The following is an 11,587-nucleotide window of genomic DNA, read 5'->3' on the forward strand; positions in this document are numbered from 1 at the left end:
GATCAGGGGCGGCCGGCCATCGCCTGCTGATCCTTCTGGGGCTTCGGTACCTCCACCGTGCGGCGTGGGACCGAGACCCGGTGGGCCGGGTCCCTGACCTCGCCGACCAGCATCTCCAGTACGTCTTCCATCGCGACCAGGCCGAGTACCCGGCCGGAGGCGTCGGCCACCTGGGCAAGGTGCGTCGCTGCGCGGCGCATCACCGTCAGGGCGTCGTCGAGCGGGAGTTCCGCGCGTACCGTCGCCATCGGGCGCCAGATCTGCTGCGGCACCGCGCGTTCGTCGTCCTCCAGGTCCAGTACGTCCTTGACGTGGAGGTAGCCCATGAACGGGCCGCCGCCCTCCGCGCAGACCGGGAAGCGCGAGAAACCGGTACGTACGGTCAGTTCCTCCAGGCGGCGTGGAGTGACCGAGGGATCGACCGTCACCAGGGACGCCCGGTCGAGCAGCACGTCGGTGACGGGCCTGCTGCCCATCTCCAGCGCGTCCTCAAGACGCTCCTGCGCGGCCGGTTCGATGAGCCCGGCCTGCCCGGAGTCCTCGACGAGCCGGTTGAGCTGCTCGCTGGTGAAGACCGCCTCGACCTCGTCCTTGGGCTCGACCTTGAAGAGCCGCAGTACGAGCCGGGCGCAGACGCCCAGGGCGACGGTGACCGGACGGCAGAGCCGGGCGAAGCCGACGAGGCCGGGGCTGAACCACAGTGCGGTCTTCTCGGGGGCGGCCATCGCCAGATTCTTCGGGACCATCTCGCCGATGACGAGATGGAGGAAGACCACGAGGGCCAGGGCCAGCGCGTATCCGAGGGGGTGGATCAGGCCCTCGGGTACGTGCGTGGCGTGGAAGACCGGCTCCAGGAGGTGGGCGACGGTCGGTTCGGCGACGGCTCCGAGGGTGAGGGAGCACAGGGTGATGCCGAACTGGGCCGCCGCCATCATCTGCGGCAGGTTCTCCAGTCCGTACAGGACCTGCTTGGCCCGGCTCGATCCGGCGGCGGCGAGCGGTTCGACCTGACTGCGCCGTACGGAGACGAGCGCGAACTCGGCGCCGACGAAGAAACCGTTCGCGAGGACGAGCAGCCCCGCGAACAGCAGGTGGACGAGACTCATCGCACGGCCTCCAGCAGGCGGTGGGAGAGCGCCTCGTCGGTCAGGCGCACGAAGCGGACCTGTTCGGCCCGGTAGTGGCCGACCTGGCGGACGGCTATCCGCCAGCCGGGGAGTTCGGCCCGGTCGCCGGGGGCGGGGATGCGGCCCAGGAGGTCCGCGATCAGGCCCGCCACGGTCTCGTACGGCCCTTCGGGCACGTCGAGGCCGATCCGGCGCAGGGTGAGGATCCGGCAGCTGCCTTCGACGTCCCAGGCGGGACGTCCGTCGTCGGCGACGGCGGGGACGAGTTCGGGCCGGTCGGAGCCGATGGCGTCGTGCTCGTCCCTGACCTCGCCGACGAGCTCCTCGATGATGTCCTCCAGGGTGACGACACCGGCGGTCCCGCCGTACTCGTCGACCACCACGGCGATCGGCTGCTCGTTGCGGAGCCGATGGAGCAGCTGCTCCACCGGGAGCGTCTCCGGGACCAGGAGCGGCGGTACGGCGATCCGGCCCGCCGGGGTGCGCAGCCTGTCCCGGGCGGGGACCGCGAGGGCGTCCTTGAGGTGGACCATGCCGACGACCTCGTCGATGCGCTCCCGGTAGACCGGGAAGCGGGAGAGGCCGGTGGCGCGGGTGAGGTTGAGGACGTCCGCGGCGGTCGCCGAGGACTGGAGGGCACTGACCCTCACCCGGGGGGTCATGACGTGCTGCGCCGTGAGTCCGGCGAGCGACAGGGTGCGTACGAAGAGGTCGGCGGTGTCCTGTTCCAGGGCGCCGGCCTCGGCCGAGTGCTGGGCCAGCGAGACCAGCTCGCCCGGGGTGCGGGCGGAGGCCAGTTCGTCGGTGGGCTCGACGCCCAGGAGCCGGACCAGCCGGTTGGCGACGGTGTTCAGCGCGGTGATCACCGGCCGGAAGACCGTGGCGAAGCGGTGCTGGGGGCCGGCGACGAACCGGGCGACCTGGAGCGGCCGTGAGACCGCCCAGTTCTTCGGTACGAGTTCGCCGATCACCATCTGCACGGCCGAAGCCAGGAGCATGCCGATCACGACGCCGACCCCGGGGACGGCCCCGGCGGGCAGTCCGGTGGCGGTGAGCGGTCCGGCGAGCAGCTGGGCGAGCGCCGGTTCGGCGAGCATGCCGACGACCAGCGAGGTGATGGTGATGCCGAGCTGGGTGCCGGAGAGCTGGAAGGAAAGTTCGCGCAGGGCGGCGACGACGGTACGGGCCCGCCGGTCGCCCTCGGCGGCGGCGCGCTCGGCGTCAGGCCGCTCCACCGTGACGAGCCCGAACTCGGCTGCCACGAAGAATCCGTTGGCGAGGATGAGAAGGAATGCCGCAGCGAGCAGCAGCAGGGGGGTGGTCATACCGCCGCCTCCGGGAAGAGCGTGAAATCAGGCTCTGCTGGGGCGGCGCAGGTACTACCGGACGATCCGTCCATTGCTGGAGGGAGTCACTCCTTGGGTCGCAGGAAAGCCCCGCCGGCCTCGTGGACCTCTCGTGCGGGGCGGGGCGCACAGGGCGCCGCCGCCCTCAAGAGTAGTCAAGAAGGGGCCGTACGGGGCAGGGGGCTCAGCCGTTCTCCGTACCGGCGTCCGCTCCGGCACCGTGGAATTCGGCGAGTGCGCGGAGCGCACGGGCGTCGCGGATGGCCTGTTCCTTGGCGAGTCCGGGCTGGATGCCGAGGGCGGGCAGGCTCGTGCCGTCGCTGAGGTCGAGGAAGACCCAGGGGTCTCCGGCCCGCAGGTTGACGCGGAGGATCTCCGCCCAGGCCAGCCTGCGGGTACGGGTGAGGTTGACGACCGTGACCCCGGCCTCGTCGGCGACGACCTTCGGCCTGCTGAGCAGGGCGAGGACGCCGAAGAAGAGCAGGGCCACGAAGATGAAGCTGGTCTGCTCCGCCGGGCTCAGCTTCTCCAGCGCCAGGGTGACGACGGTGATGACGACGAACATCGCCGTCCCCACGGTCAGCAGGACCACTCGGGTGAGGGTGGGCCTGAACGTGACCGGGAGGGCGGGAGGTCCGGGCCGGGACGTGGGGGCGGTCATCAGGTTCGCTGTCTTCCGGAGTTCTTGGTCCCGGCCGTCAGAGGCGGCAGGCGTGGATGGCCGTGGTGAGGATGGCGCGGGCACCCAGTTCGTACAGGTCGTCCATGATCCGCTGGGCCTCCTTGGCGGCGACCATGGAGCGGACCGCGACCCAGCCCTCGTGGTGCAGCGGGGAGATGGTCGGCGACTCCAGGCCCGGGGTGAGGGCCACGGCGCGCTCCAGGTGCTCCACGCGGCAGTCGTAGTCCATCATCACGTAGCTGCGGGCGACCAGGACGCCCTGGAGGCGGCGGAGGAACTGCTGCACCTTGGGGTCGTCGGCGGGGGCGCCGGTGCGTCGGATGACGACGGCTTCCGACTTCATGATCGGTTCGCCGATGACTTCGAGTCCGGCGTTGCGCAAGCTGGTGCCCGTCTCCACGACGTCGGCGATGACCTGGGCGACGCCCAGCTCGACCGCGGTCTCGACCGCGCCGTCGAGGTGGACGACGGAGGCGTTGACGCCGGCTTCGGCGAGGTGCTTGGCAACGATGCCCTCGTAGGAGGTGGCGATCGTCATGCCGTCGAAGTCCTGCGGGCCCGCGGCCGTGCCGGGCTTCGTGGCGTAGCGGAACGTGGAGCGGGCGAAGCCGAGCTGGAGGATCTCCTCGGAGTCGGCGCCGGAGTCCAGCAGCAGGTCGCGGCCGGTGATGCCGATGTCGAGGCGTCCGGATGCGACGTAGATCGCGATGTCGCGGGGGCGCAGGTAGAAGAACTCGACCTCGTTCTCCGGGTCGACCAGGACGAGTTCCTTGGACTCCTTGCGCTGCTGGTAACCGGCCTCATGGAGCATCGCCATCGCAGGCCCGGAGAGTGCACCCTTGTTGGGGACGGCGATGCGCAGCATGAGGTCAGGTTTCCTTTGTGCGAAGGGGTGTTCTGCGGGCCTACGGAACAGCGGGAAGGTGCGTCGGCTCAGAGGTGGGCGTAGACGTCGTCGAGGGAGATTCCGCGGGCGACCATCATCACCTGGACGTGGTACAGCAGCTGGGAGATCTCCTCGGCGGCGGCCTCTTTGCCCTCGTACTCGGCGGCCATCCAGACTTCGGCGGCCTCCTCGACGACCTTCTTGCCGATGGCATGCACTCCCTTGCCCACCAGTTCGGCGGTGCGGGAGGTGGTGGGGTCGCCGTTGGCGGCCTTGAGCTGCAGCTCGGCGAAGAGCTCTTCGAAGCTCTTGAGGGGTTTGTTCACCATGATGGTCCTTAGAATACGGGGTCGCCGACCCGCACTCAGCGCCAGGGTTCGCTGACGGTGCGCAGCGTCGCGGCGGTCGATACGGCGGCGGTGACCGCTTCGTGCCCCTTGTCCTCGTTGGACCCTTCGAGGCCGGCCCGGTCGAGCGCCTGCTCCTCGGTGTCACAGGTGAGGACGCCGAAACCGACGGGGACTCCGGTGTCGACGGTGACCTGGGTGAGGCCCAGGGTGACGCCCTGGGACACGTACTCGAAGTGGGGGGTGCCGCCGCGGATGATCACCCCGAGGGCGACGATCGCGTCGTAGCCGCGTCCGGCGAGGACCTTCGCGACGACCGGGAGCTCGAAGCTGCCGGGGACGCGGAGCAGGGTCGGCTCGTCGATGCCCAGGTCGTGCAGGGCGCGCAGCGCACCGTCGACGAGGCCGTCCATGACCTTCTCGTGCCACTGGGCCGCGATCACCGCGACCCGCAGGTCACCGCAGTTGCGTACGGACAGTTCGGGTGCGCCCTTGCCGCTCATGTCTCTCCTACCGCTCGTTCCGTGATCTCTTACTGGTTGCCGCAGGTCGACGCGGTGGCCGCGTCGAGCCAGGGCAGGTCGTGCCCCATCCGGTCCCGCTTGGTGCGCAGGTACCGCAGGTTGTGTTCGCCGGCCTGGACGGGCATGGGCTCGCGGCCGGTCACCGCCAGACCGTGGCGCAGGACCGCCGCGGTCTTGTCGGGGTTGTTGGTCATCAGCCGGACGCTGTGGACGCCGAGGTCCAGGAGCATCCGGGCGCCCGCGGCGTAGTCCCTGGCGTCGGCGGGCAGGCCGAGTTCCAGGTTGGCGTCGAGGGTGTCGACGCCCTGCTCCTGGAGCTCGTACGCGCGCAGCTTCGACAGCAGCCCGATGCCCCGGCCCTCGTGGCCGCGCAGATAGACGACGACGCCGCGGCCCTCCTGCGTGATGCGCTCCATGGAGGCGTGCAGCTGGGGGCCGCAGTCGCAGCGCTGGGACTGGAAGATGTCGCCGGTCAGGCACTCGGAGTGGATGCGGACGAGGACGTCCGTGCCGTCGCCGATGTCGCCGTGGACGAGGGCCACGTGCTCGACACCGTCGATGATCGAGCGGTAGCCGTACGCGGTGAACTCGCCGAACGCGGTCGGCAGCCGGACCTCGGCCTCGCGGCGGACCGTCGGCTCCGAGCTGCGGCGGTAGGCGATCAGGTCCTCGATGGAGATGATCGTGAGGCCGTGCTTGCGGGCGAACGGCACCAGCTCGGGCAGGCGCAGCATGACGCCGTCCTCGCCCGCGATCTCCACGATGGCGCCGGCGGGCCGCAGCCCGGCGAGGCGGGCCAGGTCGACGGCCGCCTCGGTGTGGCCGTTGCGGACGAGGACTCCGCCGGAGCGGGCGCGGAGCGGGAAGATGTGGCCGGGGCGGACGAAGTCGCCGGGTCCCGCTTCGCCGCCCGCGAGCATGCGGAGCGTGGTGGCGCGGTCGGCGGCGGAGATGCCGGTGGTCACGCCGTAGGCGGCGGAGGCGTCCACGGAGACGGTGAAGGCGGTCTTCATCGACTCGGTGTTGTTGTCGACCATCTGCGGGAGTTCGAGCCGTTCCAGCTCGTCGTTCTCCATGGGTGCGCAGATCAGTCCGCGGCACTCGCTCATCATGAAGGCGATGATCTCGGGGGTGGCCTTCTCCGCGGCGATGACGAGGTCGCCCTCGTTCTCGCGGTCCTCGTCGTCGACGACCACGACGGGGCGTCCGGCGGCGATGTCGCGGATGGCCTGCTCGACGGGGTCGAGGGAGAGGTCCACGACGTGCGCGCCGTGTTCCGGGTGCAACCAGGTGGGCTGGGCAGTCATGCCGTGGCTCCTTCCAGAGCGGGTGTCCGCGTACGCAGCCACCAGTCGCGCATGCCCCACAGGACGAGGGCCCCGTAGACGACGTAGATGAGACCGGAGAAGGCGAGACCGCTGTGGAAGTTCAGCGGTACGCCGACCAGGTCGACGAGCAGCCAGGCGAACCAGAACTCGACCATGCCGCGGGCCTGGGCGAGCATCGCGACGAGCGTGCCCGCGAAGATGTACGCGTCGGCCCACGGGCTCCAGGAGAGCGAGGGGAACGCGGTGAAGAGGCCGCCGACGGCGAGGGTGCCGAGTACGGCGCCGCCGATCAGGTAGCCGCGTTCGCGCCAGGTCGCGAAGCGGACGGCGATGGAGCCGTCCTGTGCCTGCTGCCTGCCGCGGGTCCACTGCTGCCATCCCCAGACGGCGACGGCGATGACCACGAGCTGCTTGCCGACGCTTCCGGCCTGCTGCACGGAGACGTTGGCGGCCACGAGGACGACACCGGACAGGAGCTGGGCGGGCCAGGTCCAGACGGAGCGGAGCCAGCCCAGGGTCAGGGCGATCAGACCGACCGTGTTGCCTATCAGGTCCGACCAGATGATGTGCTGTCCGAAGGCGGTGAACGCCTCCGAGTTCAGCCAGGACAGGGCGCTCACGTCACCGGCTCCTCGTGTCCCTGGGCCGCGCCGCCGCCGAGCAGGCGCTCGACGTACTTCGCGATGACGTCCACCTCGAGGTTGACCGGTTCGCCGGTCTGCTTGAGGCCGAGTGTGGTCAGGTCGAGGGTGGTGGGGATGAGGCTGATCGTGAAGTAGTCGGTCCCGGCCTCCACGACGGTCAGGCTGACGCCGTCGACGGTGATCGAGCCCTTCTCCACCACGTAACGGGTCAGGTCCTCGGGCAGTGAGATCTTCACGATCTCCCAGTGCTCGGAGACCTCGCGGCCGATGATGCGGCCGGTGCCGTCGACGTGCCCCTGGACGATGTGGCCGCCGAGCCTGCCGCCGAGTGCCATGGGCCGCTCCAGGTTGACCCGGGAGCCGGTCTCCAGGGCGCCGAGGCTGGAGCGGTTGAGGGTCTCCGCCATCACGTCGGCGGTGAACTCGTGCTCGCCGAGGTCCACGACGGTGAGGCAGACGCCGTTGACGGCGATCGAGTCGCCGTGCTTGGCGCCTTCGGTGACGACGGGGCCACGCAGTCGGAAGCGGGAGGCGTCGTCGAGCTTCTCGACGGCGGTGACCTCACCCAGTTCTTCGACAATTCCGGTGAACACTCAGTTTCCCTTCCGAGCAGGGACGGGGACGGCGGTGATGCGCAGATCGGGGCCGATTTGAACGGTCTCGGTCACATCGAGGCGCAACGCCCGGGAGATGGTGGAGATTCCGGCATCGGCGAGGGCGGCGGGGCCCGCGCCGAGAAGGACCGGAGCGAGATAGCCGACGACCTTGTCGACCGTTCCCGCGGCGACGAAGGCACCGGCCAGGGTCGGCCCGCCTTCGAGGAGTACGGAGCGGATGCCGCGCCCTTGCAGGGCGGCGAGCAGGGCCGTGAGGTCGAGACCGGGTCCGGTGGCGGCGCGGGGCAGCCTCAGCACGGTCTCTTCGGGGAGGTGGGCCGTGTCGGCGTCCTCGGCGACCGCGATCAGGGTGGGTGCGGTGTCGTCGAGCACCCGGGCGCCGGGGCGTACAGCGTTGGCGCCGGTGTCGACGACCACGCGCAGGGGCTGGCGGGCGCCCTCGATGCCGCGTACCCCGAGCTGTGGGTCGTCGGTACGGGCGGTGCCGGAGCCGACCACCACGGCGTCGGCCTCGGCGCGCAGCCGGTGGACGTCGGCGCGGGCCTCGGGGGAGGTGATCCAGCGGCTGGTGGCGTCGGCGGCGGCGATCCGGCCGTCGAGTGTCGCCGCGTACTTCCACAGGACGTACGGGCGGCCGAGGCGCACCGAGGTGAGCCAGGCGGCGTTGCCCGCCTCGGCCTCGTCGGCGAGGAGCCCCTGCCGGGCCTCGATACCGGCCGCGCGGAGGGTGTCCGCACCGCCGGTGGCCTGCGGGTTCGGGTCCGCGACCGCGTAGAGGACCCTGCTGACACCGGCCTCGATCAGCGCCTGGGCGCAGGGGCCGGTGCGTCCGGCGTGGTTGCAGGGTTCGAGGGTGACGTAGGCGGTGCCGCCCCGGGCCTTCTCGCCGGCCGCGCGCAGGGCGTGGATCTCGGCGTGGGGTCCGCCGGCCCGCTGGTGGAAGCCTTCACCGGCCGGTTGCCCGGCGGCGTCGAGAACGACGCATCCGACGACCGGGTTCGGGCTGGTGGAGCCGAGACCGCGGGCTGCGAGCGTGATCGCTCGCCGCATGGCGGTGATGTCGGCTGCGGTGTCCACCGGGTCCTCCTGCCTCTTCGGGCACGGACTCCGGGGCCTGTCGATGACGACAGATGAAGCGGAACGCGGAACAGGGACGCCGAATGCCCGAAAAACGGATGGATCGGTCGCCCGAAAACCATCCGCCGACGGCGGCGTACCCGCGAAACGGCCCGCCGCGCACTGCCTCCCATCCGGACTTTAACCGTCGGTCCAGGAATCCCACCTGGTCAACCGGCCGCTGGATGCGGACGGGTCGCGGACTATAACCGCCGGTTCGGAATTACACCGACCCCGGAGTGCGCTGCTGCTGGTACAGGACCAGTCTGCCACGACCGCTCGTGGGCCATACGGGCGAGTCCTTGTGTGCTGACTCACAGGGCGGCGCGGCAGGGGTACGCAACGGGACGGTCGAGGACAGATGGTCCAGACCTATTGACTCACTGGTCTAGTCCTTTTAATCTCTGCGTCACCTCCGAGGTTCGGTCCGGGTGTGCGCACGCACGGACCCCAACACGACCCACCCCCCTTGCCAGTTGTGTTCTGCCGACCTCCCCAGGAGGAACGACAAATGCTGTCCCCCACTCGTGCGAGAGCCACCCTGCTCGCAGCCTGCGCGGCCGTCGCCGGGCTGCTCGTGGGCGGTCTCGCCGCCACTCCGTCGGCCGCCGCCGACCAGGAGTCCTGTCGTCCGGACGGGCTGTACGAAACCCCCGGCGTGGACGTCCCGTACTGCTCGGTCTACGACAGTGAAGGCCGCGAGAAGATGGGCGCCGACCACCAGCGGCGCGTCATCGGCTACTTCACCAACTGGCGCACGGGCAAGGACGGCAAGGCCGCCTACCTCGCCTCCGACATCCCGTGGGACAAAGTCACCCACTTGAATTACGCGTTCGCGCACATCGACGGCCAGAACAAGATCTCCGTCGGCTCCGACAGCCCGCAGAACGCCTCCACCGGGATGACCTGGCCGGGCGTAGCCGGGGCCGAGATGGACCCGGCACTCCCCTACAAGGGCCATTTCAACCTGCTCAACAAGTTCAAGAAGCAGCACCCGAACGTGAAGACCCTGGTGTCGGTGGGCGGCTGGGCCGAGACCGGCGGGTACTTCGACGACAACGGTGACCGGGTGGACTCCGGCGGCTTCTACTCGATGGCGACCAACGCCGACGGCTCGGTCAACCAGGCAGGCATCAACACCTTCGCGGACTCGACCGTCGACTTCATCAAGAAGTACGGCTTCAACGGCGTCGACATCGACTACGAGTACCCGACGACGATGAAGGACGCGGGCAACCCGCTGGACCACACGCTGGCCAACGCCCGCCGGGCCGGTCTCGTCAAGGGCTACGCCGCGCTGATGAAGACGCTGCGCGAGAAGCTGGACCGTGCCTCGGCCGCCGACGGCAAGCACTATCTGCTGACCGTGGCCGCGCCGTCCTCGGGCTATCTGCTGCGCGGCATGGAGACCTTCCAGGTCCAGAAGTACCTGGACTACGTCAACATCATGTCCTACGACCTGCACGGCGCATGGAACGAGTACGTCGGCCCGAACGCCTCCCTCTTCGACGACGGCAAGGACGCCGAACTCGCCCAGGCCGGGGTGTACTCGACCTCGCAGTACGGCGGGGTCGGCTACCTCAACACCGACTGGGCGTACCACTACTTCCGCGGTTCGATGCCGGCCGGCCGTATCAACATCGGCCTGCCGTACTACACCCGCGGCTTCAAGAACGTGCAGGGCGGCACGGACGGGCTGTGGGGCAAGGCCGCCACGACGGAGTGCCCGGCCGGAGCCGGTCTGACCAAGTGCGGTGACGGGGCCGTCGGCATCGACAACCTCTGGCACGACAAGGACACCAACGGCAAGGAATCGCCCGCCGGTTCCAACCCGATGTGGCATGCGAAGAACCTGGAGAAGGGTGTCGTCGGCGACTACGTCCCCCAGTACGGATTCCCCGCCGACACGAAGCTGACCGGCAGCTACGCCCGTAAGTACGACTCGACGCTGGTCGCACCGTGGCTGTGGAACGCCGAGAAGAAGGTCTTCCTCTCCACCGAGGACGAGCAGTCGGTCGCCGCCAAGGCGGACTACGTCGTCGACCGGGGCATCGGCGGCACGATGATCTGGGAGCTCGCGGGCGACTACGCGTTCAATGCGGCGAAGGGGCAGTACGAGCCGGGGTCCACGCTCACGTCGGCGATGTACGAGAAGTTCAAGTCGGCCACCCCGTACGGCGCGAAGCGGTCCACGATCGATCTTCCGACGCAGGCGCTGGACATCGACGTTTCCTTCGGACAGTTCCCGCTCGGTGACTCCAACTACCCGATCAGCCCCAAGCTGAAGATCACCAACAACACGAAGGCGACGCTGCCCGGCGGTACCGAGTTCCGGTTCGACTACGCGACCTCGGCACCGGCCAACGCCAAGGACCAGTCGGGCTTCGGTACGACGATCGTCCGCAGCGACCACACCGCCGCGAACAACATCGGCGGGCTCAAGGGCGACTACAACCGTGTCTCCCTGAAGCTCCCCGCGTGGCAGACCCTGGCCCCCGGCGCATCGGTGGAGCTCGACTTCGTCTACTACCTGCCGACCTCCACGCCGTCCAACTGGACGGTGACCTTCGGCGGGAAGTCGTACGCCCTCGCCGGTGACCTGGCCCGCGGTACGAGCGTCGTCGAGCCCGGCACGAGTCCCTCGCCGGACCCGTCCGCCACTCCCACCCCCACTCCCACTCCGACTCCGACTCCGGGTGGCAGTTGCTCCGCCGCGGCCTGGAGCGCGACCACCGAGTACGGCTCGGGCGCGACCGTCAGCCACGCCGCCCACCAGTGGAAGGCCAAGTGGTGGACGAAGGGGGAGACGCCCGGCACCACCGGTGAATGGGGTGTCTGGCAGGACCTCGGGGCCTGCTGAGACCCCGGCCCGACAGCCGTGGGGGGGGGGGGCGCGCCCCCCGCCCCCCCCGCGCCCCGCGCGGGGGGGGGGGCCCGGGGCCCCCCCCCCTCGGCACACACCGCCCGTCT

The 11,587-nt window shown here is 69.9% G+C and carries 11 protein-coding genes and 1 riboswitch; of the genes, 1 reads left to right on the plus strand and 10 read right to left on the minus strand.

The features are described 5' to 3' along the window. Nucleotides 1-2: 2 nt before the first annotated feature. The 10 genes from ACWGO0_RS34365 to ribD form a co-directional block, all read right to left on the minus strand. On the minus strand, nucleotides 3-1,106 hold the full coding sequence (locus ACWGO0_RS34365; protein WP_453543902.1) for a hemolysin family protein: 1,104 nt from the start codon (nucleotides 1,104-1,106) through the stop codon (nucleotides 3-5). Next, entirely contained in the window at nucleotides 1,103-2,452 is a 1,350-nt protein-coding gene (locus ACWGO0_RS34370) for a hemolysin family protein (protein ID WP_453543904.1), read from the minus strand. Before ACWGO0_RS34370 ends, ACWGO0_RS34365 begins: the two co-directional genes overlap by 4 nt. Nucleotides 2,453-2,657: 205 nt before the next feature. Beyond that, nucleotides 2,658-3,134: a PH domain-containing protein gene (locus ACWGO0_RS34375; protein WP_453543906.1), complete on the minus strand. Its 477-nt coding sequence runs from the start codon at nucleotides 3,132-3,134 to the stop codon at nucleotides 2,658-2,660. 37 nt (nucleotides 3,135-3,171) lie between these two features. Continuing rightward, nucleotides 3,172-4,020 carry an ATP phosphoribosyltransferase gene (gene hisG / locus ACWGO0_RS34380; RefSeq protein ID WP_453543908.1) on the minus strand — a complete coding sequence of 283 codons (849 nt, stop codon included), beginning with the start codon at nucleotides 4,018-4,020 and terminating at the stop codon, nucleotides 3,172-3,174. 68 nt (nucleotides 4,021-4,088) lie between these two features. Then, nucleotides 4,089-4,370, minus strand: a complete 282-nt coding sequence (locus ACWGO0_RS34385; RefSeq protein WP_453543910.1) for a phosphoribosyl-ATP diphosphatase — start codon at nucleotides 4,368-4,370, stop codon at nucleotides 4,089-4,091. A gap of 35 nt (nucleotides 4,371-4,405) precedes the next feature. Beyond that, nucleotides 4,406-4,891, minus strand: a complete 486-nt coding sequence (gene ribH / locus ACWGO0_RS34390) for a 6,7-dimethyl-8-ribityllumazine synthase (protein WP_453543912.1) — start codon at nucleotides 4,889-4,891, stop codon at nucleotides 4,406-4,408. A 29-nt stretch (nucleotides 4,892-4,920) separates the two neighbouring features. Next, entirely contained in the window at nucleotides 4,921-6,219 is a 1,299-nt protein-coding gene (locus ACWGO0_RS34395) for a bifunctional 3,4-dihydroxy-2-butanone-4-phosphate synthase/GTP cyclohydrolase II (RefSeq protein ID WP_453543914.1), read from the minus strand. Continuing rightward, a complete protein-coding gene (locus ACWGO0_RS34400) occupies nucleotides 6,216-6,860 on the minus strand; it encodes a nicotinamide mononucleotide transporter family protein (RefSeq protein WP_453543916.1) in 645 nt (214 codons plus the stop codon). Before ACWGO0_RS34400 ends, ACWGO0_RS34395 begins: the two co-directional genes overlap by 4 nt. Beyond that, complete coding sequence (locus tag ACWGO0_RS34405; protein ID WP_453543918.1) at nucleotides 6,857-7,477, minus strand: riboflavin synthase; 621 nt, start codon at nucleotides 7,475-7,477, stop codon at nucleotides 6,857-6,859. The genes ACWGO0_RS34400 and ACWGO0_RS34405 overlap by 4 nt, the downstream gene beginning before the upstream one ends. Continuing rightward, a complete protein-coding gene (gene ribD / locus ACWGO0_RS34410) occupies nucleotides 7,478-8,578 on the minus strand; it encodes a bifunctional diaminohydroxyphosphoribosylaminopyrimidine deaminase/5-amino-6-(5-phosphoribosylamino)uracil reductase RibD (protein ID WP_453543920.1) in 1,101 nt (366 codons plus the stop codon). A 155-nt stretch (nucleotides 8,579-8,733) separates the two neighbouring features. Further along, nucleotides 8,734-8,864, minus strand: a riboswitch (FMN riboswitch). Nucleotides 8,865-9,128: 264 nt separating this feature from the next. Here ribD and ACWGO0_RS34415 point away from each other — a divergent pair. Next, nucleotides 9,129-11,477 (plus strand): chitinase C-terminal domain-containing protein, encoded by a 2,349-nt coding sequence (locus tag ACWGO0_RS34415; RefSeq protein WP_453543922.1) that lies wholly within the window; start codon nucleotides 9,129-9,131, stop codon nucleotides 11,475-11,477. The last annotated feature ends 110 nt before the right edge of the window (nucleotides 11,478-11,587 follow it).

This window comes from Streptomyces sp. NPDC055749, assembly GCF_053617235.1.